Origin of the sequence: Cellulomonas sp. PhB150 (genome assembly GCF_003755175.1) — a bacterium.
In the GTDB taxonomy this organism is placed as follows: Bacteria; Actinomycetota; Actinomycetes; order Actinomycetales; family Cellulomonadaceae; genus Cellulomonas.
The window spans coordinates 1467242-1492668 of record NZ_RKHX01000001.1; the positions used below are offsets into that span (position 1 = coordinate 1467242).

At 72.8% G+C, this 25427-nt stretch carries 25 protein-coding genes and 1 tRNA gene; 13 read left to right on the forward strand and 13 right to left on the reverse strand.

The annotated features are described in order from the left end of the window. Positions 1 to 182: 182 nt before the first annotated feature. The 6 genes from EDF34_RS06710 to EDF34_RS06735 all read left to right on the forward strand — a co-directional run bounded on the left by EDF34_RS06710 (position 183) and on the right by EDF34_RS06735 (position 7647). Positions 183 to 1358 (forward strand): LLM class flavin-dependent oxidoreductase, encoded by a 1176-nt coding sequence (locus tag EDF34_RS06710; protein ID WP_123370463.1) that lies wholly within the window; start codon positions 183 to 185, stop codon positions 1356 to 1358. 37 nt (positions 1359 to 1395) lie between these two features. After that, complete coding sequence (locus EDF34_RS06715) at positions 1396 to 2016, forward strand: FMN reductase (RefSeq protein WP_123370464.1); 621 nt, start codon at positions 1396 to 1398, stop codon at positions 2014 to 2016. Between the two features lie 187 nt (positions 2017 to 2203). Beyond that, positions 2204 to 2587: a nitroreductase family deazaflavin-dependent oxidoreductase gene (locus tag EDF34_RS06720; RefSeq protein WP_123370465.1), complete on the forward strand. Its 384-nt coding sequence runs from the start codon at positions 2204 to 2206 to the stop codon at positions 2585 to 2587. A 228-nt stretch (positions 2588 to 2815) separates the two neighbouring features. Then, positions 2816 to 4156, forward strand: a complete 1341-nt coding sequence (locus EDF34_RS06725; RefSeq protein WP_123370466.1) for a threonine/serine exporter ThrE family protein — start codon at positions 2816 to 2818, stop codon at positions 4154 to 4156. Positions 4157 to 4339: 183 nt separating this feature from the next. Further along, positions 4340 to 6550 (forward strand): discoidin domain-containing protein, encoded by a 2211-nt coding sequence (locus EDF34_RS06730; RefSeq protein ID WP_123370467.1) that lies wholly within the window; start codon positions 4340 to 4342, stop codon positions 6548 to 6550. 62 nt (positions 6551 to 6612) lie between these two features. Then, positions 6613 to 7647 carry a LacI family DNA-binding transcriptional regulator gene (locus tag EDF34_RS06735; RefSeq protein ID WP_123370468.1) on the forward strand — a complete coding sequence of 345 codons (1035 nt, stop codon included), beginning with the start codon at positions 6613 to 6615 and terminating at the stop codon, positions 7645 to 7647. A 157-nt stretch (positions 7648 to 7804) separates the two neighbouring features. Here EDF34_RS06735 and EDF34_RS06740 read toward each other — a convergent pair whose 3' ends face one another. The 5 genes from EDF34_RS06740 to EDF34_RS06760 form a co-directional block, all read right to left on the reverse strand. Next, positions 7805 to 9835: a glycosyl hydrolase family 28-related protein gene (locus EDF34_RS06740; RefSeq protein WP_123370469.1), complete on the reverse strand. Its 2031-nt coding sequence runs from the start codon at positions 9833 to 9835 to the stop codon at positions 7805 to 7807. Positions 9836 to 10016: 181 nt separating this feature from the next. Continuing rightward, entirely contained in the window at positions 10017 to 11384 is a 1368-nt protein-coding gene (locus EDF34_RS06745; RefSeq protein ID WP_123370470.1) for a PQQ-binding-like beta-propeller repeat protein, read from the reverse strand. Between the two features lie 74 nt (positions 11385 to 11458). After that, a complete protein-coding gene (locus EDF34_RS06750) occupies positions 11459 to 13168 on the reverse strand; it encodes a glycosyl hydrolase family 18 protein (RefSeq protein ID WP_123370471.1) in 1710 nt (569 codons plus the stop codon). A 366-nt stretch (positions 13169 to 13534) separates the two neighbouring features. Further along, the gene (locus EDF34_RS06755; RefSeq protein WP_123370472.1) at positions 13535 to 14158 is read right to left on the reverse strand and encodes a class I SAM-dependent methyltransferase; all 624 of its coding nucleotides are present in this window, start codon (positions 14156 to 14158) and stop codon (positions 13535 to 13537) included. Beyond that, complete coding sequence (locus tag EDF34_RS06760; protein ID WP_123370473.1) at positions 14155 to 15075, reverse strand: NAD(P)/FAD-dependent oxidoreductase; 921 nt, start codon at positions 15073 to 15075, stop codon at positions 14155 to 14157. Before EDF34_RS06760 ends, EDF34_RS06755 begins: the two co-directional genes overlap by 4 nt. A gap of 73 nt (positions 15076 to 15148) precedes the next feature. On the opposite strand from EDF34_RS06760, the gene EDF34_RS06765 reads away from it, so the two are divergent. From EDF34_RS06765 to EDF34_RS06780, 4 genes are all read left to right on the forward strand, one after another. Continuing rightward, positions 15149 to 15715, forward strand: coding sequence for a helix-turn-helix domain-containing protein (locus EDF34_RS06765; RefSeq protein WP_233575216.1), 567 nt, complete (start codon positions 15149 to 15151; stop codon positions 15713 to 15715). 67 nt (positions 15716 to 15782) lie between these two features. After that, complete coding sequence (locus EDF34_RS06770; protein ID WP_158615053.1) at positions 15783 to 16403, forward strand: DUF2510 domain-containing protein; 621 nt, start codon at positions 15783 to 15785, stop codon at positions 16401 to 16403. A 23-nt stretch (positions 16404 to 16426) separates the two neighbouring features. Next, the gene (locus tag EDF34_RS06775) at positions 16427 to 16915 is read left to right on the forward strand and encodes a GNAT family N-acetyltransferase (RefSeq protein WP_233575217.1); all 489 of its coding nucleotides are present in this window, start codon (positions 16427 to 16429) and stop codon (positions 16913 to 16915) included. 27 nt (positions 16916 to 16942) lie between these two features. After that, positions 16943 to 17821, forward strand: coding sequence for an aldo/keto reductase (locus tag EDF34_RS06780; protein WP_123370476.1), 879 nt, complete (start codon positions 16943 to 16945; stop codon positions 17819 to 17821). Positions 17822 to 17839: 18 nt separating this feature from the next. On the opposite strand, the gene EDF34_RS06785 is transcribed toward EDF34_RS06780, so the two are convergent. The 3 genes from EDF34_RS06785 to EDF34_RS06795 all read right to left on the reverse strand — a co-directional run bounded on the left by EDF34_RS06785 (position 17840) and on the right by EDF34_RS06795 (position 19301). Next, positions 17840 to 18043, reverse strand: coding sequence for a DUF2510 domain-containing protein (locus tag EDF34_RS06785; protein WP_123370477.1), 204 nt, complete (start codon positions 18041 to 18043; stop codon positions 17840 to 17842). Positions 18044 to 18125: 82 nt separating this feature from the next. Beyond that, positions 18126 to 18410: a hypothetical protein gene (locus EDF34_RS06790; protein WP_123370478.1), complete on the reverse strand. Its 285-nt coding sequence runs from the start codon at positions 18408 to 18410 to the stop codon at positions 18126 to 18128. An 81-nt stretch (positions 18411 to 18491) separates the two neighbouring features. Next, the gene (locus EDF34_RS06795; protein ID WP_123370479.1) at positions 18492 to 19301 is read right to left on the reverse strand and encodes an IclR family transcriptional regulator; all 810 of its coding nucleotides are present in this window, start codon (positions 19299 to 19301) and stop codon (positions 18492 to 18494) included. A gap of 77 nt (positions 19302 to 19378) precedes the next feature. On the opposite strand from EDF34_RS06795, the gene EDF34_RS06800 reads away from it, so the two are divergent. After that, a complete protein-coding gene (locus EDF34_RS06800; protein WP_123370480.1) occupies positions 19379 to 20230 on the forward strand; it encodes a VOC family protein in 852 nt (283 codons plus the stop codon). Positions 20231 to 20254: 24 nt separating this feature from the next. Here EDF34_RS06800 and EDF34_RS06805 read toward each other — a convergent pair whose 3' ends face one another. The 3 genes from EDF34_RS06805 to EDF34_RS06815 all read right to left on the reverse strand — a co-directional run bounded on the left by EDF34_RS06805 (position 20255) and on the right by EDF34_RS06815 (position 22713). Then, on the reverse strand, positions 20255 to 21127 hold the full coding sequence (locus EDF34_RS06805) for a hypothetical protein (protein WP_148076589.1): 873 nt from the start codon (positions 21125 to 21127) through the stop codon (positions 20255 to 20257). A 164-nt stretch (positions 21128 to 21291) separates the two neighbouring features. Beyond that, the gene (locus EDF34_RS06810) at positions 21292 to 21942 is read right to left on the reverse strand and encodes a hypothetical protein (RefSeq protein WP_148076590.1); all 651 of its coding nucleotides are present in this window, start codon (positions 21940 to 21942) and stop codon (positions 21292 to 21294) included. 111 nt (positions 21943 to 22053) lie between these two features. Further along, positions 22054 to 22713 (reverse strand): DUF4241 domain-containing protein, encoded by a 660-nt coding sequence (locus tag EDF34_RS06815; RefSeq protein WP_158615054.1) that lies wholly within the window; start codon positions 22711 to 22713, stop codon positions 22054 to 22056. A 320-nt stretch (positions 22714 to 23033) separates the two neighbouring features. On the opposite strand from EDF34_RS06815, the gene EDF34_RS06820 reads away from it, so the two are divergent. Then, positions 23034 to 23109 (forward strand) — tRNA-Lys (locus EDF34_RS06820). A gap of 16 nt (positions 23110 to 23125) precedes the next feature. Here the strand turns inward: EDF34_RS06820 and EDF34_RS06825 are convergent. Beyond that, the gene (locus EDF34_RS06825; RefSeq protein WP_233575218.1) at positions 23126 to 23689 is read right to left on the reverse strand and encodes a phosphoribosyltransferase family protein; all 564 of its coding nucleotides are present in this window, start codon (positions 23687 to 23689) and stop codon (positions 23126 to 23128) included. Between the two features lie 74 nt (positions 23690 to 23763). Continuing rightward, a complete protein-coding gene (locus tag EDF34_RS06830) occupies positions 23764 to 24660 on the reverse strand; it encodes an SDR family oxidoreductase (RefSeq protein WP_123370484.1) in 897 nt (298 codons plus the stop codon). A gap of 83 nt (positions 24661 to 24743) precedes the next feature. Between EDF34_RS06830 and EDF34_RS06835 the strand changes: the two genes are divergently transcribed. After that, positions 24744 to 25310: a TetR/AcrR family transcriptional regulator gene (locus EDF34_RS06835; protein WP_123370485.1), complete on the forward strand. Its 567-nt coding sequence runs from the start codon at positions 24744 to 24746 to the stop codon at positions 25308 to 25310. The last annotated feature ends 117 nt before the right edge of the window (positions 25311 to 25427 follow it).

Genomic DNA, 25427 nt, shown 5'->3' on the forward strand with positions numbered 1-25427 from the left:
CTAACGGGATCGGCTGGGCTCCGCTCACAGGCGGTGGGGTGATGGCGCCCAGGTCAGGGGGTGAGGATCACGGTGATCCACCCCACAGTCCTCGTCGTGGAATACGCGAGCCACCTCCCCGGTTGAGCGCATCAGTACATGCAAACGCATGAACTTTCGAGACTGGACCTGTGAGGCGCGAGATGCAGTTCGGGATCTTCACCGTCGGAGACGTCACCACCGACCCGACGACCGGCCGCACGCCGGACGACACCGAGCGCGTGCGGAGCATGCTGACGATCGCCAAGCACGCCGACGAGGCGGGCCTGGACGTCTTCGCGACGGGCGAGCACCACAACCCGCCCTTCGTGCCGTCGTCGCCGACCACGATGCTCGGCTACCTCGCGGGCGTGACGAAGAACATCACGCTGTCGACCTCCACGACGCTGATCACGACGAACGACCCGGTGCGCCTGGCCGAGGAGTACGCGATGCTCCAGGTCATCGCCGACGGCCGGATGGACCTGATGATGGGCCGCGGCAACACCGGCCCCGTCTACCCGTGGTTCGGGCAGGACATCCGCCAGGGCATCCCGCTGGCGATCGAGAACTACGCGCTGCTGCGCCGGCTGTGGACCGAGGACGTCGTCGACTGGTCCGGCAAGTTCCGCACCCCGCTGCAGGGCTTCACCTCGACGCCCCGCCCGCTCGACGGTGTCCCGCCGTTCGTCTGGCACGGCTCGATCCGGTCCCCCGAGATCGCCGAGCAGGCCGCGTTCTACGGCGACGGGTTCTTCCACAACGCGATCTTCTGGCCCATGGAGCACACCGCGCAGATGGTGCACTTCTACCGTCAGCGCTTCGAGCACTACGGGCACGGGCAGGCGGACCAGGCGATCGTCGGGCTCGGCGGCCAGGTGTTCATGAACAAGGACTCGCAGCGCGCGGTGTCCGAGTTCCGGCCCTACTTCGACAACGCGCCCGTCTACGGGCACGGGCCGTCGCTCGAGGACTTCTCCCGGGACACCCCGCTGACCGTCGGCTCGCCGCAGCAGGTCATCGACCGCTACGGCAAGTTCCGCGAGCAGGTCGGCGACTACCAGCGCCAGCTGTTCCTCATGGACCACGCGGGCCTGCCGCTGAAGACCGTGCTCGAGCAGATCGACCTGCTGGCCACCGAGGTCGTCCCCGTGCTTCGTCGCGAGGCCGAGGCCGCGCGACCCTCCCACGTGCCGGCCAACCCGCCGAGCCACGCCGAGCGCGTCGCCGCCGCACGCGCCGCGGGGTCGGTCCACGACCAGCACGTTGCTGCAGCCGATCACTGGACCGGCCGCACCGCCGAGGACGACGTGGAAGCAGCGGACGCCGTCTCGCGTTGAGACACTCGAACCACCTGAGCTCTAGGAAGAAGGAACGATGAGCGAGCGCTCGATCGTCGTCATCTCGGCCGGCCTGTCCCAGCCGTCGTCCACGAGGCTCCTCGCGGACCGCCTCGCGGACGCCACGGTCACCGAGCTGGCAGCCCGCGGCATCACCGCGCGGGTGCACAACGTGGAGCTGCGCGACCTCGCGCACGAGGTGGTCAACACCATGCTGACCGGCTTCGCCACGGGCGAGCTGGCCGCAGCCCTCGAGGCCGTCAAGGGCGCCGACGGCGTCATCGCCGTGACACCGATCTTCTCCGCGTCCTACGCGGGGCTGTTCAAGTCGTTCGTCGACATCCTCGAGCCGGACGCGCTGTCCGGCGTCCCGGTGCTGCTCGGCGCGACCGGCGGCTCGGCCCGCCACTCGCTCGCCATCGACTACGCGCTGCGCCCGCTGTTCGGCTACCTGCACGCGGACGTCCAGCCGACGTCGGTGTTCGCGGCCACCGACGACTGGGCCACGGCCGGCGGCGACGACAGCCACCCGCTCCCGAGCCGGATCCGCCGCGCGGGCCGCGAGCTCGCCGAGACGGTCGCGGACCGAGAGCCGTCCGCCCCCGCAGGCCTGTACGACGCGGTCCCGACCTTCTCGGACCTCCTCGGCCCCGCCTGAGCCCGGCCCCGGCCGGCCTCCCCGCCGGCCTCGCCGCCGTCATCTCGCCGATTCCGCATCGCCTCGCCGGTCTGAATCGGCGAGACGATGCGGAATCGGCGTCCTGATCGGGGGTCGACTCGCCGCGGCGGGCCGGGCGTCCCGGGGTGATCGCGCGCGGAGCGCGGCGGGCGCCTAGCGTTCAGGGATGACCGCGCCGTACTGGGTGACCCGGGTGAACCTCGTGTTCACCAACAAGATCATGGGGACGTTCTCCGACGACGTCCCGCCGCTCGCCACGCTGCACCACGTGGGGCGGACCTCCGGGCGGCGCTACCGGACGCCGATCATGGCCTTCCCCACGCGCCGCGGGTTCGTCATCGCGCTCACGTACGGGCCCGGCGTGCAGTGGCTGCGCAACCTCGAGGCCGGCGAGGGCCGGTTGGTGCGGGCACGCCGGGTGCACGTGCTCACCGATCCGGTCATCCTCCCGCCCGACGAGGGCGCCGCGCTGGTTCCTCGCTGGACGCGCACCGCCCTGCGCGTGCTGCACTGCGACGACTTCGTCGAGCTGGCCGCCGCCCCGCGCTGACCCACCGCCGTCTCGCGACTGCCCCGCGCCGCGCCGCCCCGGCCTGACCCCACGACCGAGATAGCCGCACTTGGGACCAGAGTGGCCGGTGAGACCGATCCGGCGTCACTCCGGTATCCACCAGTCACAAGGGCGGCTACCTCGGGCCGGTCAGTGGGGGGACAGCCCGTCGCGCCCCGCCCCCCGCCGCGGCCTACGATCGGCAGGACGGTCGACGAGGAGGCGCACGTGACCCTGGCAGCCCGCCTGCGCAGCGCCGCGCGTGCCTTGACCGCCGCACCCTCGATGCCGACCCTCGAGGACCCTCCGGCCCTGCCGGACGTCCCCGCCGACCTGACGCCGTTGCTGCGCGAGCTTGGCGGCGCACTGCTGTCGTCGGGTCAGTCGGTCGTCGAGACGGAGCTCCAGCTCGCGGCGGTCGCACAGGCGCACGGCGCCGACCAGGTCCGGGTGCTGGTGCTCCCGACCGGCGTGTTCCTCCAGGTGGAGACCGCGCGCGGCCCGCAGAGCGACTTCACCGGGCCGGGCACCTCCGGCACGCTCCCCCTGCACCAGATCGGGCGCGTCGACTCGCTGGTGCGGCGGCTGACGCACGGTGGCGTCGAGCTCGCCGACGCCCGGCTCGAGCTGCGCGAGATCCTCGCCTCGCCCCCGCGGTTCGGGCCCCTGCTCGTCGTGCTAGGCCATGCGCTGCTGACGCTCGGCTTCGGCCTCATCCTCTACCCGACCGTCGACGCGCTGCCGATCTACCTCGGCATGGGGGCCGCCGTCGGCGTCCTGCGCCTGGTCGCCACCCGCTGGCCCACGCTCGAGCAGGTCCTGCCGGTGTTCGCGGCGTTCCTCGTCGCCCTCGCCACGATCGAGTGGATCGCCCCGTGGGTCGGCGCCGACCCCCTGCGGCTGCTGACCCCGGCACTCGTGAGCTTCCTGCCCGGCGCGGTGCTGACCGTCGCCGCCATCGAGCTGACGAGCAACCAGGTCGTGGCCGGCGCGAGCCGGATGGTCTACGGCGTGGCCCAGCTCCTGCTGCTCGCATTCGGCGTGGTCGCGGCGGTCACCGTCACCGGGCCGTGGGAGTCGTCGGAGCAGCTCGACTCGTTGAGCCGGTGGATCGGCCTGGCCGGCGTGCTGGTCGTCGCCGTCGGCTACCGCTTCTTCTCCTCGACCCCGAGCGGCTCGTTCTGGTGGCTCCTCGCCGCCCTCTACTGCGCCTACCTCGCACAACGGCTCGGCACGGAGCTGCTCACCCCGGAGCTCGGCGGGTTCATCGGCGGACTGGTCGTGGCGCCGGTCGCCCAGGCCATCGCGCGCGTCCGGTCCGGGCCACCCGCCATCGTCGTCACTCTGCCCGCGTTCTGGCTGCTCGTGCCGGGTGCGCTCGGCTTCCGCAGCCTGTCCGAGATCGCGACGGGCCAGTCGCTCGGCCTCGCCGACCTGGTGGACACCGTGCTCGCGCTGTTCTCGATCGCGCTCGGGGTGCTCGTCGGCAGCGCCCTGACGCGCGACGCCCGTCAGGTGACGCACGTGGTCCGTGCGGCCATCCCGTCGCGCCGCGACGACACCGCCTGACCGCCCCCACGGCCCCCGCGTCTCGTCGCACACCGACGAGCGGCCCAGTCGAGGGAGCGGTCCCTCGCCGGTTTCTCCGGTCTTGACAGGCACATTGTCCGGGTTGATGGTGATCCCTGAGAGAGCGCTCCCTGGCTCCTCGCGCCACATCCCACCCTGTCAATGACGACCCCTGGGGGAAGCATGGCTCCCGAACTCCGTCCTGGCTCGGCCGCGTCTCCACGCGGCAGCCACCCGCTCGCCGACGCGCGCCAGAGCCGCCCCGCCGCGCGCGCAGCGGTCGCCGCGCTCGCGGTCCTCGCGGTGCTGCTCTCGCTCGCCGCCGTCCGGGCCGACGAGGCCCACGCCCTCGCACCGGGGGTGGTCGTCCTGTCGCAGGGCAAGCCGACGACGGCCTCGTCGTCCGAGTCCGCCGCGACGCCCGCGAGCGCGGCGACCGACGGCGACACCGGCACGCGCTGGTCGAGCGCCTTCTCCGACAACCAGTGGATCCAGGTGGACCTCGGCGCGACGAAGACGTTCGTCGGGTTCGACCTCACGTGGGAGTCCGCCTACGCCTCGAAGTACACGATCGCGACGTCGACGGACGGCACCACGTGGACCACCGTCGTCAACGGCACGGCGACCTCGGCCGCCAAGCAGTCGCTCACCGCGAGCGGCAGCGCCCGCTACGTGCGCCTGACGGGCACGCAGCGCGCGACCGGCTACGGCACCTCGCTGTTCGAGCTCCAGGTGCTGGGAACCACGGACACCTCCGCGGCCACGCTGCTGTCGAAGGGGCGGCCGACGACGGCCTCGTCGAGCGAGTCGGCCGCGACCCCCGCGTCCTCGGCGACCGACGGCGACCTCGGCACGCGCTGGTCGAGCGCGTTCTCGGTCCCCCAGTGGATCCAGGTGGACCTCGGGTCCTCGCGGGCGCTGACGCGCGTCGACCTCACGTGGGAGTCCGCCTACGCCACCGCGTTCACGATCCAGTCCTCGCAGGACGGCACCACGTGGACGACGCAGGCCACGCAGACGGCGGCCACCGGCGGCAAGCAGTCGATCGCGCTCGGCGGCACGGGCCGCTACGTCCGGCTGAACGCGACCGCGAAGGCCACCGGCTACGGCATCTCGCTGTGGGAGCTCGAGGTCTTCGGCAGCGGCGACGGCAGCACGGCCACCCCGACGACGACACCGACACCCACCACCACGCCCACCCAGAACCCCGGCGGCGCGGTACTGCTCAGCTACAAGAAGCCCGGCACCGCGTCCTCCAGCCAGGACGACGGCACCTGCTACCAGTGCACGCCGGACAAGGCACTCGACGCCGACGCCGCCTCGCGCTGGGCCAGCGCCAACCCCGCCGGCTGGACCGACGCGGGCTGGCTCCAGGTGGACCTCGGCGCGACCGCCCACGTCTCTCGCGTCGTGCTGCAGTGGGACCCGGCGTACGCGACCGGCTACCAGATCCAGGTCTCGCCCAACGGCACGACGTGGACGACGATCTACTCGACGACCACGGGCAAGGGGCTCAAGGAGACGCTCGACGTCTCGGGCGACGGCCGCTACGTGCGGCTGAACCTCACCAAGCGCAGCGGCCCGTACGGGTACTCGCTGTACGGGTTCGACGTGTACGGCACGGGCGGCAACCCGGTCCAGCCGCCCACCGTCAACCTTCCGGCGCCGAACTTCACCCGCCTCGCGTGGAGCGACGAGTTCAACGGTGCCGCCGGCTCGGGCCCGGACGCGTCGAAGTGGACGGTCGATGCCGGAACCGGGCAGAACGGTGAGCAGCAGTACTACACGCCCACCGGCAACCTGAACATGGACGGCCAGGGGCACCTGGTGATCGAGGCCCGCAAGCAGACGGCGGGCGGGCGCGACTACACGTCGGGCCGGATGAACACGTCCAACAAGTTCATGTTCACCTACGGCCGGGTCGAGGCGCGGGTCAAGGTGCCGACGGGCCAGGGCTACTGGCCGGCGTTCTGGATGATGGGCGCCGACTTCCTCACCGGCCGGCCGTGGCCGTACAACGGCGAGGTCGACATCATGGAGGTCCTCGGCAAGGACACCACCACGTCCTACTCGACGCTGCACGCCCCGGCATACAACGGCGCGGGCGGCTACGGCGGCTCCTACAAGCTGCCCGACGGCGCTCCGCTGTCGAACGACTTCCACACCTGGGCCGCCGAGTGGGACGCGAACGGCATCCGGTACTACCTGGACAACCGCCTGGTGTTCACCGCCGACAAGGCGACGGTCGAGTCGACGCGGGGGCCGTGGATCTACGACCACGACTTCTACGTGATCCTCAACCTCGCCGTCGGCGGGGACTGGCCCGGCCCGGTCGACGCGAGCACGCCGTTCCCGGCGAAGATGCTGGTCGACTACGTGCGGGTCTACCGCTGATCGAGACGGCGGCGCCGGGGCGCTCCCCCGGCGCCGCCGCTGGCGGTGCTATAAGGAACACCATGACGAGCCAGAGCAGTCCGTCGACCATCGAGGAGGTCGCCCGCCGTGCGGGGGTCTCCCGGTCGACCGTCTCGCGCGTGCTCAACGGCGTCGCGACCGTGGACCCCAAGATGCGCCGGGCGGTCGACGAGGCGGTCCGCGCCACCGGCTACGTCCCCAACCTGGCCGCGCGCTCGCTGGTCACGCGCCGCACCAACTCGGTCGCGCTCGTGATCTCGGAGCCGGCGTCCGGCTCCGCGGGTGCCGAGTTCCTGCAGCGGATCTTCTCCGACCCGTACTTCGGGCGGGTCACCGCCGGGGCGCAGCAGGTCCTGCGGGCCACGGGCGTGCACCTCGTCGTCGTCCCGGCCGACCGGGAGGCGCACGACTTCGTGCTGTCCTACCTGCGCCAGGGCCACGTGGACGGCGTGCTGTTCCTGTCCGGCGGCGACGAGCACGGCCTGCCGCACGCGCTGCACGAGATGAACGTGCCCGTCGTCCTCTCCCACCAGCCGACCACCGCGCTGCCGGTGAGCTGGGTGGACGCCGACCAGGCGATCGGCGGGCGGCTCGCCGCGGAGCACCTGGGGCGGCTGGGGCGACGTCGCGCCGTGGTGCTGGCCGGTCCGCCGGAGATGCGCGCGGCGCGAGAACGGCTCGCGGGCTTCCGGGCCGCCGCCGCCGAGGCCGGCATCGCGGTGACCGTCGAGCACGGGGACTTCACGGCCCGCAGCGGGGCGGCGGGCGCGCGCAAGGTCCTCACCGCCCACCCCGACGCCGACGCGGTGTTCGCCGTCAACGACCTCATGGCCGAGGCGGCCGTGCGCGTGCTGCAGGACGGCGGACGCCGGGTGCCCGACGACGTGGCCGTGGTCGGGTTCGACGACAGCGCGACCGCCACCGAGGCGAGCCCGCCCCTGACGACCGTGCGGCAGCCGGTCGAGGACATGGCCGGCGAGATGGCCCGCCTGCTGCTCGACCGGATCCGCACGCCCGACCAGCCGCCGCGCGGCGTGATGTTCACGCCGAGCCTCGTCGTGCGCGCGACCGCCTGACGTCAGTCGCCGATCGACGCGAGCGAGGGCCCGACGACCCCCGTCGTCGAGCCCTCGCTCCTTACCGCCTCCCCTGCGGAGGGAGGACGCCCGCGCCCGGATCGCACCATCGCCGGACGCGGGCGTCGTTCAGTGGCGCCTCACATGCAGTGGCGCCTCACCACGTGCTCGGCGCCGGCGGGGTCACCACCGGCGGCCGGTCGTTGCAGGTGATGGCGTTCGGCACGAAGGGCGTGAACCAGTTGCGGCCCACCTCCCACGGGTTGCCGTCGGTGCCGTCGTTCCCGCCGCCGTCGACGAGCGAGAACTCCGAGCCGGTGGCCGGGAAGCCGAAGGCGCCGCAGTTGTTGACGCCCGCCCACCCGACGTTGCGGACGTCGACGTTGGTGAACGACGCGGAGCCGAAGGCGCGCGCGCTGACCACCGAGGTGCCGGCGCCGTCGACCTGGACGTCGGAGAAGTGCACGTCGTCGATGCCGTACAGGTCCTTCACGCCCCACTCCGAGACCATCATGATCGCGTTGTACCCGTTGTCGAGGTAGTGGTCGCCGGTCACGTCGATGCCCTTGACCGGGCCCTCGAGCGCGTAGAGCCAGATCGCGCCGAGGCCGATGTTCCAGTTCAGGTCGAGGGTGCTCGCCCGGACCGTCGTGTTGTCCGTGAAGGTGGTGCGACCCGAGAACGGCACCGCGCTGAACCGCGCACCGGCGTGCAGGCCGCTGCCCTCGCGGACCGGGTCGGCGACGACGTTGTTCGCGACCGTGTTGTCGTGCCCGCCGTAGATCGCGATGTTGTTCGCGAGCGCCGGGTTGAGCACGGTGTTGTGCGAGAACACGTTGTCGTGGTCCGCGTCCTGCGCGGGCGTGGAGACGCCGTGCGACCACATGGCCAGCCCGTCGTCGCCGGTGCCGCGGACGAAGTTGTTCGTCACGGTGGCGTTGGAGATCCCGCGACGCAGGTTCAGGCCGTCGGCGATCTGGTCGACGATGACGTTGTCCTTGACGGTGAGGCCGCTGAACGGCCCGTCGAACCACATGCCGACCTTGGTGTGCTGGATGAACAGACGCTCGACGGTCGAGCCGCCGCCCAGCGCGCCACCGACCCCGTTGACCTGGTCGTCGTCGACGCGGTCACGGACGTTGCCGATGATCGAGAAGTCCGCGAGGTGCACGTCGGTCGAGCCGCCGTCCTCCACGTACTTGCCGTAGACGCCCACGCCGTCCCCGGTGAGGGTCGTCCACCAGCTGCCGGCGCCGATCACGGTGACCTTGTCGACCACGAGGTGGCGGTCCACCTTGTACGTGCCCGGCGGGATGTAGACGGGCACCTGGAGCTTCTTGCCCGCGGCGATCGCCTTGTCGAGCGCGTCGGCCGAGCTCTTGCGGCCCGTGGGGTCGGCGCCGTAGAGCCAGGCGTTGACGCTCTTCCTGGGCGGCAGCTTGGGCAGACCGACCTGCTCGAAGTCGGCCACGTCGAGGACGACCCAGTCGAGCTTGGTCGTCTTGGGCACCGTGAAGCGGACCGTGTCGCCCTTCTTCAGCGGCACGACGAGCGGGATGCGCTTCTCCGCGTAGTAGTGGAACGGGCGGAACGGCTTGTCGAACACCGGTGCCGGCGTGGTCGCGGACGGCACGCAGCCGCACTCGGTGAGCCACCAGTCCTTGTTGGGGTCGGCCTGCGGGTCGTTCGAGAACGGGTAGGTGCCGTACAGCCACGAGTACTGCGAGGTGAGCGTGGCGCTCGTCAGCCTGATGCCGTTGACCGCGACGTCGATCGGCCCCGTCAGGCCGCCGCCCGCGGGGGCGTCGGGGATCGCGTACCGCAGGGTCACGGCGTTCGCGGGCTTGGTGAGCGTGTACTGCACGTACTCGCCGGGGGCGTCGAGCTTGACGGCCTTGCGGCCCGAGGCCTCGCTGGGCAGCGTGTAGGGCGTGCGGTCGGGGCCGATGAGGTCGCCGGTGAACGTGGCGTTCTCGGCCTCCTGCTCGACGAAGGGAACGGTCGCGCCGCGCCCCGCGGTCAGAGCGGGGTCGATGCCGGCGACGGTCTCGACGCCCGGCTTCGGCTTGGTGGACCCGGCTGCGAGGCCGGGCTGGGCTGCCGCCAGCGTCGCGACGAGCGCGAGGGCGGTCGCCGCGGCGACCCGACCTGCTCGTCTGCGACGGGGGTGATGAACGGAAATCCTCACGGAAGCGCCTCCTTGCGCACCGGGGGTCGGCGCCGCAGGGGGATGCGGCGCCGCATGACGGGACACACCGTACGGACTGGACAAACCCGTAGACAAGAGTCAAAGAGGAAGTGGAAGAACTTACGCGAATCGCGGCAACAAATGCGCAACGCGCGGCGCAACGGGCTGCAGGATGCGCGCCTCAGCCCAGGACCATGAGCGTCCCGCCCCGGTCGGAGCCGACGAGGTGGCGGCCGAGCTGGATCAGCCCCAGCAGACCGCCGGGGAGCTGCACGTCCCAGCTCCGGTCGTCACCGTCGGCACTCACGGCGAGCAGCCGCGGCGCGTCGGACGGCGCACCCCGCAGCATCGTCAGGTACGTCGGGCCGTCGGTCACGGGCGACGACGGCAGGGTGTCGGGCCGCAGGGCGGCACGATGGTGGACCGCGCCGCTGCGGGCGTCGATGGTCACGAGCGCGTCCTGGTCCGACGAGCCCACGACGTCGCCGTCGCGCAGCAGGTAGATCCCCGACAGGGGGTCGGGCGCCTCCCACAGCTTCTTCCCGGTGCGCGCGTCGAAGCCGCGGGTGGTGCGGTCGGAGGTCACGACGACGTCCGGCGCCGAGCCGTCGTCGACCCGCGGGACCATGACGATGCCGTCGACGGCCACAGGCTCGGCGCCCGCACTCAGGAGCCGGGAGGTGCCGGTGCCGTCGCCGGCGAGGTCGAAGAGCGCGATCCGGTCGCCCAGCGCGGCGGCGGCGCCGTCGTCGGACTCCTCGACGATCTCGCCCGACGAGGTGAGCACGGTGACGTGCTCGCGCGTCGAGCCGACCGCGACGAGCCCACCCGCGACGACGAGCTCCGGGCGGCCGCCGCACGCGACCGTCGTCGTCCAGAGCACGGACGTCGCGCCGAGCGCCGTCACCTCGCAGTCCGTGCCGGTCGAGCGGGCCAGGTAGGTCGTGCCACCGTCGACGGCCAGCAGGTCGGCCTTCGTCGGCAGGTCCTCGCGGCGCAGGACCGTCCCACTGGTCGCGTCGACGACGACGAGGCCGCGGTGCGAGTCGACGAGGCAGGCGAGGACGGGCACGTCGGCGGCCCCGCCGGGGACGCAGTACGGGCTGCCCATGAGGCCGATGGTGAAGTTGCCGGCGTCGATCGGGGCGCCTTCGCCCTCGCCGCGCGGGCCGAGCCCGGTCGACCAGCGCGCGAGGCCGGTCCCCGCGTCGAGCGCGACCGCCGCGAAGGTCTCGTCGGCCGCACGCCGCATGCCCACGTACGCGCCGTCGACCTCGTACCCGGCGCTCACGACCCCGTAGTCGTCGGGCGAGACCTTCCACTGGACGGTCAGCGCCTCCCCGACGGGCGCGAGGGTGCCCGGCAGCGAGGCGATGCGCTCGTCGTGCGCACGAGCCCGGGCGTCGAGACCGGTCTGCAACCCCACGGCGAGCAGAGCGAGCACCACCGGCACCGGCCACCAGCGCCGCCACCGCGAGCGCGGGCGCGGCTCGTCGCCGACCGGCTCGTCCTCGAGCAGCTCGACCTGCGACACCGCGGTGCGGCCCATGCCCCGACGCTACCCACGCGCACGACCGGGGGCCCGCCGCAGTGCGGCGAACCCCCGGTCGCGAGGGGTGAAACTCAGCTGAGGCCGGCCTTCATGGCCGAGATGAGCTCACCGTTCGTGGTGTCGCCGGACAGCTCCCAGAAGAAGGAGCCGCCGAGCCCCTTGTTCTTGGCCCACGTCATCTTGCTCGTGATCGTGGCGGGGGTGTCGTAGCTCCACCACTCGCTGCCGCACTTGGCGTACGCCGTGCCGCCGACCGTGCCCGTGGCCGGGCACTTCGTCTTGAGCACCTTGTAGTCCTCGATGCCCTGCTCGTACGTGCCGGGCGCCGGGCCCGTCGCCGAGCCGCCGGGCGCGCTCTGCGTGACGCCGGTCCAGCCGCGGCCGTAGAAGCCGACGCCGAGCAGGATCTTGCTCGCCGGGATGCCCTTGCCGATCAGCTTGTTGATCGCGTCCTCGGCGTTGAACCCGGCCTGCGGGATGCCGGGGTACGACGTGAGCGGGGCGTTCGGGGCCGTCGGACCCTGGGCGTTCCATGCTCCGAAGTAGTCATACGTCATGGGCATGATCCAGCTGAGCTTGGTGGCCGCCGTGGCGTAGTCGGTGGCGTCGATCTTGCCGCCGTTGCTGCCGTCGGCCGTGATGGCCGCGGTGACCAGGAAGCTCGAGCCGAACTTGGTGCGCAGCGCGGAGATGACCTTGTCGAACGCCTGCGGTCCGCTGGTGTCGCAGGACAGGCCGCACGCGTTCGGGTACTCCCAGTCGATGTCGATGCCGTCGAAGATCCCGGCCCAGCGCGGGTCGTTGATCAGCGAGTAGCAGGAGTCCGCGAACGCGGCCGGGTTGGCGGCCGCTGCCGTGAAGCCGCCCGACCAGGTCCAGCCGCCGAACGACCAGATGACCTTGAGGTTCGGGTTGGCCGCCTTGAGCTTGCGCAGCTGGTTGAAGTTGCCGCGCAGCGGCTGGTCCCAGGTGTCGGCGACGCCGTCGACGCTCTGGTCGGCCGTGTACGCCTTGTCGTAGGCGGCGTAGCTGTCACCGATCGAGCACTTGCCGCCCGTGGTGTTGCCGAAGGCGTACAGGATGTGGGTCAGCTTCGAGGCCGAGCCGCTCGTCTTGACGTTGTTCACGTGGTAGTTGCGGCCGTAGACGCCCCACTCCGCGAAGTAGCCGACCAGCTTCTTGCCGCCGGGGGGCGGGGTGGTGGGCGTGACGGTCGGGGTCGGCGTCGGGGTCGGGGTCGGGGTGACCGTCGGCGTCACGGTGGGGGTCGGCGTCGTCGTCGGCGTCGTGGTGGGCGTCGTGGTCGGGGTGGTCGTCGGGTTGCCGCCGGTACAGGCCGCACCGTTGATCGTGCAGTTCAGCGGGCCCTTGAACGGACCGGAGCCGACGTAGCCCCACGTCTGCGAGGCTCCGGGGGCGAACGGGCCGGCCCAGCTCTTCGAGGTGGCCTTGTAGTGGTTGCCGGTCTTGACGACGTCGGCGTCGTACGAGCTCGTGATCGCCGTTCCGGCCGGCAGGTCGAACTCGAGCGTCCAGGTCGGCGAGCTCGTCGTCGACGCGTTCTTCACCAGGACCGAGACCTGGTGGCCACTGCCCCAGTCACCGGTCGACGTGAAGGTGGCGGTGAACGAGCCGGCCGCGCTGGCCGAGGTGGGAAGGACGGCCACCAGGGTGGCGACGAGCCCTGCCGAGGTGAGGAACGCCAGCGCGGCGTTGCGCCGGCGTCGAGGGTGGGTCGTGGTTGTTCCGGCCGCCGGAGCGACTCGTCTCGCGAAGTGCATTGGTGCCTCCGTGGTGACGCATTTGGAAGGGGTGTTTTGTAAGGATCACTCACTAATCCTTCATCTGCGACGTTAGTCAGACCGGGTGAAATCGGTCAAGAGTTCGGGTGATATTCGGGCAAGCGCGACGCACCGGACACCGCCGCTCCACCACCTGGCCGCGCTGCCCTGACCTGCGAGGACACGAGTCGTCGGCCGTCCGAGAATTGGTCGGCACGAATGTGCGCGCTCGGAGTCTGTGAGCCCGCTTTTCGCGCACCCTTGTCGGCCGCCCGATGCCTGGCACCGCGACCGGCTCGACGGGGAGGTCCGCAGCCGCGACGGGCGCGGGGTGCCGCATCGATGGCAGCGCCCGCGGTGCCAGCGTCAGGGTTGGCGCTGCGCCACGATGACGTTGTCCGTCAGGTCGGCCAGCTCTCCGTCGGGTGCCGTCGCACGCCGCACGGGCGCGTCGATCCGGACGAGGTCCCAGCCGTCGTCGAGAGCGAGCGAGGCCCACGTCTCGGCGACGCTCGGGAAGTGGTGGTGCGCGTGCGCGAGCCGCGATCCGGGCGGGGCGTTGCCGTGGTCGATGACGACGAGGGTCCCGCCGGGACGGACGAGGCCGACCGCGCGGCGCAGCATCGCGTCGCGGTCGATCTCCAGCGGCGTCTGGAAGTAGGTCGCGGTCAGCAGGTCGACCGCGACGTCCGGCAGCGTGCGGGTCAGGTCGTGCTGCTCGGTCGCGACGGCGAGCCCACGTTCCGCTGCCCCCTCGGCGACCCGGGCCAGGGCCGTCGCGGACACGTCCACCGCGGTGACGCGCCACCCCAGCGAGGCCAGCCAGAAGGCGTCGCCGCCGTGGCCGGCGCCCAGGTCGAGGGAATCACCGGGCGTCAGGTCGAGGCCGCCGAGGACGTCGACGAGGACCGCGTTCGGCCTGGTCCCCCAGGCCGCCTCACGGTCGCGGTAGCGGTCCTCCCAGTACGTCTCGCTCTCGGTGGCGCTCATGCCGACACCGCCATCGCGAGGCGGACGTCCTCGGTGACGAGGTCGTGGTTGACCATGGCGCCGACGCTGGCGCCGGCGCCCATCGCGACCGGCACGTTGGCCCGTGGGTTGACGACGTTGCCCGCAGCCCAGACGCCCGGGACGGCGGTCGCACCGAACTCGTCGACCGGCACGAAGCCGCCGCTGCGCTCCGCGCCGAGCTGCAGGAGGACCTCGTCGTGCGGGGTGGGGCTCGGCATCGCGAAGATGACGTCGAGGTCGACGACCGCTCCACCGACCAGCTCGACGCCGGTGAGCACGTCGCCGTCGGTCAGGACGCGCGCGAGAGGCGCGTCGACGACCTCGATGCCGCGCGCCTCGAGCTCGGCGCGCTCGTCGGGATCGGGGGTGCCCGTCCCGTTGGTGAGGAAGACGAGCGAGGGCGACCACTGCCGGATCAGCTGGGCGCGCGCCGCGCTGCCCGGGCCGGCGGCCAGCACGCCGATCCGCCGGTCGCGGACCTCCCAGCCGTCGCAGTACGGGCACGAGACGACGCCGCGTCCCCACTGCTCGGCGAGGCCGGGGACAGCGGGCAGCTCGTCGCGCAGCCCGCTGGCCACGACCAGTCGTCGGCCGACGAACGTCTCGCCGCCCGCCACCTCCACCACGAAGCCCTCGTCGGACCGGGACGCCCCGACGACCTGCGCGCCGACGACGACTCCGCCGTAGCCCTCGATCTCGGCGCGGCCCTTGGCCAGCAGCTCGGTCGGCGGCAGGCCGTCGTGCCCGAGCACCGCGTGCATGTGCGGCGCGAACCGGTTGCGCGGCGCGGCGCCATCCAGCACGACGACGCGTCGTCGTCCCCGCACCAGCATCAGCGCGGCGCTCAGTCCCGCGCTGCCTCCACCGACCACCACGACGTCCCAGGTTTCGCTCATGGCGACACTCTGCGCGCCCGCCGCCAGTCCGTGCAATCCTTGTTGCCGAAACAGCAAACTCGGAGGTGTGCGCGTGACCGGCTTGGACGACGTCCTGGACGCGGTGGGCCCGCGGCTGCGTGACCTGCGCACCCGCCGCGGCCGCACGCTCGCGGAGGTCGCCGACCAGACCGGCATCTCGGTCAGCACGCTGTCGCGCCTGGAGTCGGGGCTGCGCCGGCCGAGCCTGGACCTGCTGCTGCCCCTCGCGCAGGCGTACCGCGTCCCGCTCGACGACCTCGTCGGCGCCCCCGCCTCCGGCGACCCGCGCGTGCACCCGCGCCCGCAGCGGCGGGGCAACCGCATCTTCATCCCACTGACCCCGCACGCCGAGGGCGTGCACGCGTTCAAGATGATCCTGCCGGGCCGCACCGGCGACCCGATCGCGCAGAACGCCCACGCGGGCTACGAGTGGATCTACGTGCTGTCGGGGACCGCGCACCTCAAGCTCGCCGACTCGATCACCGTGCTCGCCACCGGTGAGGCGGCGGAGTTCGACACGCGCACCCCGCACGGCATGGCCAGCGCCGACGAGCACACGGTCGAGCTGCTCGGGCTGTTCAGCCCGCAGGGCGAGCAGATCCACATCAAGGACGCGTGAGCGCACGCGGGTGAACCGCGCGCGACGGACCGCACCTGGGGGCGCTCGACGTGCGAGCATCACCGTCGTGAGCGAGCTCCCGCCACCCGGGTGGTACGACGACGGCACGACGCCCGATGTCCTGCGGTGGTTCGACGGAGACGGGTGGACCGAGCGCACGACGCCCGTCACTCCGGTCGGGACGGTCACGACGACCGCACCGCCGTGGGAGCTCGAGGCGCCGACGTCCGGCTTCGGCACCACCGTCCCCGTCCGCCTGGGCCAGTCCGCGAACCTCGCCGACGCCGTCACCCAGAGCCCCGAGTACCAGCTCAACCGCATCGCCGCCGCGTATCGCGTGCGGCGCAACGCGATCACCCTGTTCGTCCTCGCGCTGGCCGCGCTGGCCGCGGCGGCCGCGATCGGCCTGACGTTCGACGGGCCGGGCAACATGTGGATCCTGCTCGGTGTCGGGGCGGTCGCGGCGGCCGTGAAGTCGTTCCGGGACTACCAGCGCGCGACGTACCGCGGCGCGCCCCCGGCCGGCCGGGTCGTCGTCGTCGCCGGCGCCCTCGCCCTGGTCGCGGCACTGAGCGCCTACGTCGCCGTCCCCGTCATCGCGATCAACCGGACCAACGCGGAGGTCGCCCGGATCGTCGACGAGACGACACGGCTGATGCACCCGGACAGCCCGTCGGCCACGCCCTGACCACGACGTCGTACCGTCGTGCCGTGCCGCTCTCCCTCACTCCCGCCGCCCCCGGCGACGTCGAGCAGATCCACGCGCTGCGCCGCTCGCTCGAGGACTGGATGGCCGCACGCGGCCTCGACCAGTGGCCGGTCGGCTCGTTGCCGCGCGAGCGGATCGCGGCCCAGGTCGACGCGGGCGAGTGGCTGCTGGTCCACGACGACGAGGGGCTCACCGCGACGGTCCGCCTGCTGTGGTCCGACCCGGACTTCTGGGGCGCCGACGACACCCCGGCGGTGTACGTCCACGGCCTGATGGTGGCCCGCCGACGACGCGGCGACGGCCTCGGCCGCGCCCTGCTGGACTGGGCCGCCGACCAGGGGCGCGAGGCGGGCGTCGGCCTGCTCCGGCTCGACTGCCGCACGACCAACCCGACCCTCCAGGCGTACTACGAGGCGTACGGGTTCACGGCGGTCGGCCGACGAGACTTCGGCGACTTCTCCTGCACGCTGCTGGAGCTCGGCCTGGAATAACCGTGGCCGGCCCTGCGTCGTACCCACGTGACCACTTCCCAGGAGTCCACCCGTCCCGCCGCCGCGTCCGGCACCTTCCGCCTCGGCGGAGACCTCGAGATCACCCGCCTCGGCTACGGCACGATGCAGCTGCCCGGACCCGGCGTCTGGGGCGAGCCGAAGGACCGCGACGAGGCCATCCGCGTCCTGCGCCGTGCGGTCGAGCTCGGCGTGACGTTCTTCGACACCGCCGACAGCTACGGCCCCGAGGTCGCGGAGAACCTGCTCCGCGAGGCCCTGCACCCGTACGCCGACGACGTCGTCATCGCGACCAAGGCCGGGCTGACCCGTCAGGGCCCCGGCGTCTGGACGCCGGTCGGTCGCCCCGCCTACCTGCGCCAGCAGGCGGAGCTCAGCCTGCGCAGGCTCGGCGTCGAGCGCATCGACCTGTTCCAGCTGCACCGCATCGACCCCGAGGTCCCGCTCGAGGACCAGGTCGGCGAGCTCAAGGCCCTGCAGGACGAGGGCAAGATCCGCCACATCGGGCTGAGCGAGGTCAGCGTCGAGCAGGCCGAGGCCGCGCAGCAGGTCGCACCGATCGTCTCGGTGCAGAACCTGTACAACCTGACCAACCGCTCGTCGGAGGCCCTGCTCGACTGGGCCACCGAGCGCGGCATCGGGTTCATCCCGTGGTTCCCGCTCGCGACCGGCAAGCTGTCGGGCGAGGGCAGCCCGCTCGCGTCGCTCGCTGCTGACCACGACGCCACGCCCTCGCAGCTCGCGCTCGCCTGGCTGCTGCGCCGCTCCCCGGTGGTGCTGCCGATCCCGGGCACGTCGAGCGTGGCGCACCTCGAGGACAACGTCGCCGGCGCGGAGATCTCGCTGACCGACGAGGAGTTCGAGGCCCTGTCCGCCGTCGGGCGCTGACGGGCCCGGGTGGCGGCGTCAGATGAAGGACGCCGTCACCGCGACCGACAGGGGCACGTTGATCCCGCCCGGCACGGCGGGCACCCACGGCGGGCGCTCGTACCGGACCACGCCGGGCCGCTCGGGGTCGACCAGGTAGCCCGTCCACCGCGCGCCGTCCCAGTACCGCAGGCGCGCAGGCGCATGCGGGTCCGGGTACCAGTCGGCGGGGGCAGCGGCCATCTCGACAACGTAGCTCGCACCGCCGGACGCCGGTATCCCTGCGGCGGCGGCCGTCCCGCTGCGCGACGCGGCCGTCAGCCGGTCACGGCGAACCCATCCGCTGCGGGCCGGCCGGCGGGTCCGCGAAGGTGTCCGCGTCGTACCGCGACGCCGAGTCGCAGGGCAGGCACGGAGGGCTCACGGCTCCCGTCGGCTCGTCGGGCCCGGCAGCGGGCGTGCCGGTCAGGATCACGATCACGACGAGCCCGACGAGGGCCGCCCAGGCACCCGCGACGGCGCTCGGAGGTGTGAGGCCCCGGACGCCGCGTCGTCCGCGCGGGTCCGGGGCGAGACCGAGCTCGACGACCGTGCGTGTCGTTGCGACCATGGCGCCACCTCGGATCGGGCGAGGGCTCGCCCGATCCGAGCGTGCAGCCCGCTCCGCACGCCGTCACGCGACCTGGGCCACTCAGCGGCCCCGGTGCGCGGCGAGTGCCCGGCGCGCGTCTGCCTCCGCGAGCGGGATCGCGGCCGCCAGCGCGTCGGCGGCCCGCGCGAGCGGATGCCGTACCCGCTCGGGGTCCCACGTCCCCCCGTGCCCGATCACCCCGACGATGCCGACGACCGTGCCGTCCGCTCCGCGCACGCCAGCGGCGATGCACGCCCAGCCGGGGGTGTGCTCCTCGCGTTCCACCGCCGTGCCGTCGACGAGCGTCGCGTCGATCGCCGCGAGCAGCGCGCGGCGGGTCGGCGTGGAGTGCCCCGTCGGCCGCCGCACGCCCGCTGCCAGCAGCGCGTCGACGCGGTCCGGGTGCTCGGCGTAGGCGATGCGCCCAGCCGCCTTGAACAGCAGAGCCGGCTCGACGGGCTCCACCGGCGGCCAGCCACCGAGCGTGCTGCTCACGGCCGGCGCCCGCTGGTGCCCGTAGGCCACGTGCAGCGTCACCAGCGTCAGGTCACGCTCCAGCCCCATGACGAACGCCACCTGCCCGGTGCGCGCGAGCAGGTCCTGGACGTACGGCGCCGTGACGACACGGAACGGGTGGTGGCCGAGCGCCGCGGCCCCGAGGCTCGCCAGTCGCGGCCCCAGCTCGTAGCCGTCGACGCAGCGCGTCAGCATCCCGCGCCGCGTCAGGTCACCCGCAATGCGACGCACGGTCGGCTTGGGCAGGCTCGACTGCCGGGCCAGGTCGGCCTGGCTGAGGCAGCCAGCCGCTTCGACCAGCTCGAGGATGAGCGTCACGCGCCCGAGGACTGTCCCGTCGTCGACGGATCCCACGACGCCAGCATGCTCCGACGACCGCGAGGAGCGGTAGGGGTCGGCTCCGTGTGGGTGCCTGTTCGTAGCCTGCCTGGATGACCGATCAGCAGCGGACGTACCCCGCGGGCGTGACCTCGTGGGTCGACATCGAGCAGCGGGACGTCGAGGGCGCCAAGGCCTTCTACGGCCCCGTCCTCGGCTGGCAGTTCCACGACGCCACGCCTCCCGGCCTCCCGACGCGGTACGTGATCGCCCAGGTCGACGGTCGCGATGCCGCGGGCATCGGTGGGCCGTCGGATCCCGACGGTGAGGACCCCGGCGACCCCACGTGGCACACGTACGTCGCTGTCGAGGACCTCGGCGACGCGCTCCGTCGCGTCGCGGGCGCCGGAGGCACCGTGACCGCGGAGCCGACCGTCGCCGGCGAGGGCGGCACGTGGGCCGCCCTGACCGATCCCCAGGGCGCCTCGCTCCGCCTGTGGCTGCCGAAGCGGCGGCTCGGCGCGCAGGTCGTCAACGAGCCCGGCGCCTGGAACTTCAGCGACCTGCACACCAGCGACCCGGCAGCCGGTCGGGCGTTCTACGAGCAGGCCTTCGGGTGGGAGGTCGTCGACGTCGGCTTCGGCACGCTGATCCGCGTCCCCGGTTACGACGACCACCTCGCGGCGACGATCGACCCGGGCACCCACGAGCGGCAGGCGAGCGTGTCCGCTCCCCCAGGCTTCGCGGACGCGATCGGCTGGATCGCACCGCTCGGACAGACCGAGTCCCCGCACTGGCACGTCTCGTTCACGGTCGCCGACCGCGACGCCGTGGCAGCGCTCGCCGACGAGCACGGTGGCACGGTGATCGCGACGGAGGAGACGGGATGGACGCGGACCGCGACCATCCGTGACCCCCAGGGGGCCGTCTTCACGGCCAGCCAGTTCACGCCGCCCGGCGGGTAGCCCGCCGGGCGGCGCGAGGCGCTGTCAGCCCGTGACGACCCAGGTGAGCTCGAGCGGCGCCGACGAGCCGTCGACGTCGCTGACCGCGTAGACGCTGAGCGTGTGCCGACCGGCGGCGAGCCCGTCGAACGTGAGCTCGCCGTCCTCGTCGACCCGCTCGGCGGGAGCACCGTCGAGCGCGTAGAAGGTCTCCACCGCGTACTCGGGGCCGAGGTCGTAGTGCGTGAACAGCGCGAACGTCGCGCTCGGGCCCGTCACCGGGTCGGCGTCGTCGGCCCACGGTGCCTCGTCGAGCGTGACCTCCGGAGCCGCCGCGGCGGGCGGCAGCTGGACCCACGAGTAGGTCAGCGGTGCAGACCAGTTGCCGGCCTCGTCGCTCGCGGTCACGGTCACGGTGTGCTCGCCGTCCGCGAGACCGTCGAGATCCGGGTCGGTCGACCACGTGCTGCTCGCCCACAGCTCGGGCGCGTCGTCGTCGAGCTGGACGAAGGTCTGCGCAGGGCCGTCGGCGGTCACGTCGTCGGCGAAGGTCCACACCACGTCGACGGACCGGTCCTCGACGCGAGTCGTCGGCGCGTCCGTGTGCTCCCACGTCAGCGTGGGCGCGGTGGTGTCCTGCTCCGGCGCGACGGCCTCGTCGGGCACCGCGGGAACCTCCTGCGCCTCGGGCTCGGCGGCGGCCTCGTCCTGCGCGGCTGGCTCGTCGGGGGCGGACTCCTCCTGCGGCGCTGCGCCTTGGTCGAACCACGGGTACTCGCGCACGCCGTTGTCGTGAGCCAGCTCGGCGGTGGGCTCGGGCGAGACGGCGACCGCGGTGGCGGCACCGGTAACCACGAGCGCGCCCGCGAGCGCCACGGCGGTGGCGGTGGCGCGGCGGCCGGACAGTCGTATACGCATGAGGTGCGGACCCTTCGTTCGTCAGGTGCCGGTCGAGAACGACCGGTCGCCGTTCCGTTCGGTCCCGGCGCGCACCTGATGAGACGTTGGGGGCGGGCACAGCCGAAGGCCACCCTTTCGAGCGAACGCGCACCCCCGGAGTGGAGCAGCCCGCTCGGCAGACGTCAGGCGGTGCGCCGACGAGCGGCCGAAACCACGAGCAGGACGAGGCCGACGACGAAAAGAGCAACACCGCCACCGGCGATCGCCAGCGGCACGTCCAGGTCCGCGGAGCCGCAGGGCGTGAAGCCGCCCCCGTCGCTGGAGAACTCGTCCGGAAGGACCGGTCCGTCCTCCGTGGTGACGACCCCAGGCTCCAGCGTCCCCCGCGGCATCGTGAGGTAGGAGGCGTAGCAGCCGTTGGTCACGACGATCGTCGAGCCCGCCGGGAGGGGGCCCTCGCCTTGAGGCACGCGCTGGCGAAAGGCTGGCGGAACGGTACCGATCGGGACGACGCCGTCCCAGTCCGCGCCAGGCACCCGGTCGATCGACCAGAGGACGTCGCGCGATGCCCCTCCTGCCTCGACCGAGATCTCCGTGACGCCCCGGGCGCCCTCGCGCTGGACGACGAGCGTCGGCGCGCCATCGGCAGCAGGCACCAGGCCCACCCACGGGGTCGCGGGGTCGGACATCATCGTGACCATCAGGACGAGCGCCATCAGCCCGGTTGCGACGGCCCCGACGACCATCGCGGTGATGCCCGTCGGGAGAAACCAACGGACCCACCGTGGGTCTCGCGGGAGAGCGAGCACGGGCGGGGCGGTCGGCGCTGGCACGGCACGAGTGTGCCGGTCACGGGTCACGAACCGACGTCGAACGGGCGACGATCCTTGACCGGCTCCTCCGAGCACACGTCTACCGCGCCGTCCGAGGACTGGTCGCCGACGTCAGAGGTCTGCCCCCGGCGGAGGAGTACCCGGTAGCCCACTGAGCGCCCACGGGATCATGAGACCGTGCGAGACGACACTGACCTCGTGGCCCGCTGCGTCGTAGCCGACGAAGGTGGGGTACCCACCGTCGCCTATCCCCGCAGGGAACTGGACCCCGTCCACGCCGGCACTCGTCGACCGCAGGACGCAGACGTTCCCGCTGGCTGAGTCGCCGTCCGGGTACATCGCCTCGATCGAGTCGAACGCGGCCGCGTCGTCGGCCGCCTCCTCGTCAAGCCTCGCCGGGGCCCACACGCCACCGTCCCCGCCGTCGGTCACGAACCCGAGCTCGGCGTCTTCCTCCCACCGGACAGGCACCCCGGTGCCGACCCGCACCTCGAGGAAGGCCACCCGCCGTCCCGAGGTCGGGCTGTCCAGCACCGCCAACGTGACCGGTGCCGATGTCCCCGCCGGAGCGACCTTGTGCAGCTGGACCCCGCCGATGCCCCCGACCGAGGCGTCGTACCCGTTGCCGAATCCGAGCATTCCCAGCGGCAGGGTCAGGTCTGTCGCGTGCTCGAGGACGACGCGCCCGTCGGGGACCGCGCCGCCCCACGCCAGCACCGTCGCCCGGTCCGCCTGGGTCAGCTCGGAGGGTCGCAGGTTCGTCGTCTCCACGCGAGCGGGCTCCCGTCGGCACGCCTCGAAGCTCGGACGCTCACTCGCCTCAGCGATCGGCGAGGGCAGAGGCGGGCGGGCTGCCGGACCTGAGGTCGAGGTGCATGCGGTCGCAACCACGAGCAGCATGCCGGCGATGGCCACGGTCGTTGCCGCACGGACGTCCATGCGGAACAGGGTGCCGTACCGAACGCGTCCTGCGGCTCGACGTCGACGCCACGCGTGCGAGGACGAGGCGCCGTCTGGGTGCTGCGCACGCGACAGCCTGCGGACTCGCCCAGCTCGCGCGGAGCCCCGCCCGGCTAAACTCCCGATCCACCGGGCCTCTAGCTCAATTGGCAGAGCAGCGGACTTTTAATCCGCGGGTTGTGGGTTCGATCCCCACGGGGCCCACCACGACCGGTCGCCCGGTTCACCGATGCCGCAGCTCGCGCACGTGGAGCAGGCCTCGGAGGTTCAGGTTCCGTCGGTCCGCCGAGTTCTCGAGGGCGTCGACCACGACCGCGGCACCCAGCCACGTGGCGCGCGCATCGCCCACCAGCTGCTGGCACGCCAGCGCCTGGCCGCCGCTCGCGGCCCACTCGTCGACGAAGAGCACCCGGTCCCCCGGTCGGAGCACGGAGCGACGGACGGCGAGATCGAGGTGCCGGTCCCGGTAGTCGGGTGGGGTGCGCCGGACCAGCCACACCTCGTCGTCCGAGGTGCGCTCGGGCTGTTTGCGCACCGCGGCGAAGCCGACCCCGAGGTGCAGGGCCACGAGAGGCCCGAGCAGGAAGCCGTGGGCCTCGGTCCCGAGGACGACTGTCGGCTCGTGGTCACCGGCCAAGGCGGCGAGCGCGGGTCCGATCTGGGCGAGCACGGTGGGGTCGCGCCACCAGGCGGTGTAGTCGGCGTAGTAGGTGCGCGTCGCCGGCCACACAGGGGGATCGGACCGCCACTGGAAGCCGGAGATGAGGCTCGCGCGCAGGTCGTCCACGGGCGCAGTCTGCCGCACAACGGACGAGGCACCGCCGGCGCGCGAGGGCGAGGTCCCCGCGCGCGCCGCACGGCTCACGCGCCGGTGTAGAACCCCGCCTCGATGTCGGCCAGCAGCCCGGCCTCGCGCGGCTCCCACCCGAGCAGCTCACGCGTGAGCGCGCTCGAGGACGGGATCTCGAGCGCGAAGAACCGCCCGATCCAGCCGAAGTGCCCGTCCACGTCGTCGGGCGCGATCGACGCGGCAGGCAGGTCGAGCCCGCGGCCGAGCGCCTCCGCGATGGCACGCGCCGGCACGCCCTCCTCGCCGATCGCGTGCACCACGGTGCCCGCCGGTGCGCTGTCGAGCGCGAGCGCGACGAGTCGCGCGGCGTCCCGGCGGTGGACCGCCGGCCAGAGGTTCGCGCCGTCGCCGACGTAGCCCGCCACGCCCTTCTCGCGGGCGACGCCCGCCAGGGTCGCGACGAAGCCGTGGTCGCCCTCGCCGTGCACGGTCGGCGCGAAGCGCAGCGCGACCGACCGGACCCCGCGCGTGGCGTAGTCGAGCGCCAGGTTCTCGGCCCCGCCGCGCGGGGACCCGGGGCCGACCGCGAGCGACGGGGTGCGCTCGGTCACGACGCTCCCGGGCGCGAGACCGGCCGTGCCGGACGCGAGCAGGAACGGGCGGTCCGAGCCCTCGAGCGTGTCGAGGAACGTCTGGACGACGGCGCGCTCGGTGGCCCAGGCGCCGGGCATGTCGGAGAAGTCGTGCTTGAAGCCGAGGTGGACCACGGCGTCGGCGGCCTCGGCCCCCGCGCGCAGGCTCTCGAGGTCGTCGAGGCTCCCTGCGTGGGGCTCGGCGCCGGCGGCGACGATGCGGGCGGCCGACTCGTCGGACCGCGCGAGGCCGACGACCTGGTGGCCGGCCGCGAGCAGCTCGGGGACGACGGCCGAGCCGATCCAACCGGATGCTCCGGTGACGAAGACGCGCATGGGGAACTCCTCAGTGATGTCAGTTGCTGTCATCACCGACTGTAGACCCGATGTCAGATCCTGTCATCACTACACTGCTCGTCATGGGTCGATGGGAACCGGGTGCGCGCAGCCGGCTGGCACAGGTCGCGCTCGAGCTCTACGCCGAGCGCGGGTACGAGCAGACGACGGTCGGCGACATCGCCGAGCGCGCCGGCGTGACCGAGCGGACCTTCTTCCGGCACTTCGCCGACAAGCGCGAGGTGCTGTTCGACGGGTCGGGGACGCTGCAGACCATGCTCGTCGAGGCGATCGCGCAGGCACCCGACGGGCTGGCGCCCCTCGAGGTCGTCGGCGACGCGTTCGCCGCCATCGGGCGGCTGCTCGGCGAGACCCGCGAGCACGCCGTGCGACGAGCGGCGGTGGTCGCGGCGAACTCGAGCCTCATGGAGCGCGAGCTGCTCAAGATGGCCACGCTCGCGACCGCCGCCGCCGCCGCGCTGCGCGAGCGCGGCACCCCCGCGGCGACGGCGACGGTCGCCGCGGAGGCGGGCGTCACGGCGTTCCGGATCGGGTTCGAGGCGTGGGTCTCGGGTCCCGCGGACGGCGACCTCGCCGACGGGATCCGCACGGTTCTCGACGAGCTGCGTGCGGTCGCCGCCGGCGCCTGACCCGCGAGCCGCGTCGCCCCGATCGCTGCAGGGATGGACGCAGGAGTCACGCCGCTGAGCAGCACGAACGCTGCGACGAGACCTGCGGCCACGGGCGGCGAGCGGCACCACGCCAGC

Coding starts and splice junctions, on each gene's coding strand:
- EDF34_RS06735 (WP_123370468.1), top strand. CDS start 6,613: ATGACGAGCCAGAGCAGTCCGTCGACCATCGAGGAGGTCGCCCGCCGT.
- EDF34_RS06750 (WP_123370471.1), bottom strand. CDS start 13,168: ATGCACTTCGCGAGACGAGTCGCTCCGGCGGCCGGAACAACCACGACC.
- EDF34_RS06715 (WP_123370464.1), top strand. CDS start 1,396: ATGAGCGAGCGCTCGATCGTCGTCATCTCGGCCGGCCTGTCCCAGCCG.
- EDF34_RS06805 (WP_148076589.1), bottom strand. CDS start 21,127: ATGCGTATACGACTGTCCGGCCGCCGCGCCACCGCCACCGCCGTGGCG.
- EDF34_RS06785 (WP_123370477.1), bottom strand. CDS start 18,043: ATGGCCGCTGCCCCCGCCGACTGGTACCCGGACCCGCATGCGCCTGCG.
- EDF34_RS06745 (WP_123370470.1), bottom strand. CDS start 11,384: ATGGGCCGCACCGCGGTGTCGCAGGTCGAGCTGCTCGAGGACGAGCCG.
- EDF34_RS06790 (WP_123370478.1), bottom strand. CDS start 18,410: ATGGTCGCAACGACACGCACGGTCGTCGAGCTCGGTCTCGCCCCGGAC.
- EDF34_RS06800 (WP_123370480.1), top strand. CDS start 19,379: ATGACCGATCAGCAGCGGACGTACCCCGCGGGCGTGACCTCGTGGGTC.
- EDF34_RS06760 (WP_123370473.1), bottom strand. CDS start 15,075: ATGAGCGAAACCTGGGACGTCGTGGTGGTCGGTGGAGGCAGCGCGGGA.
- EDF34_RS06830 (WP_123370484.1), bottom strand. CDS start 24,660: ATGCGCGTCTTCGTCACCGGAGCATCCGGTTGGATCGGCTCGGCCGTC.
- EDF34_RS06835 (WP_123370485.1), top strand. CDS start 24,744: ATGGGTCGATGGGAACCGGGTGCGCGCAGCCGGCTGGCACAGGTCGCG.
- EDF34_RS06755 (WP_123370472.1), bottom strand. CDS start 14,158: ATGAGCGCCACCGAGAGCGAGACGTACTGGGAGGACCGCTACCGCGAC.
- EDF34_RS06720 (WP_123370465.1), top strand. CDS start 2,204: ATGACCGCGCCGTACTGGGTGACCCGGGTGAACCTCGTGTTCACCAAC.
- EDF34_RS06730 (WP_123370467.1), top strand. CDS start 4,340: ATGGCTCCCGAACTCCGTCCTGGCTCGGCCGCGTCTCCACGCGGCAGC.
- EDF34_RS06710 (WP_123370463.1), top strand. CDS start 183: ATGCAGTTCGGGATCTTCACCGTCGGAGACGTCACCACCGACCCGACG.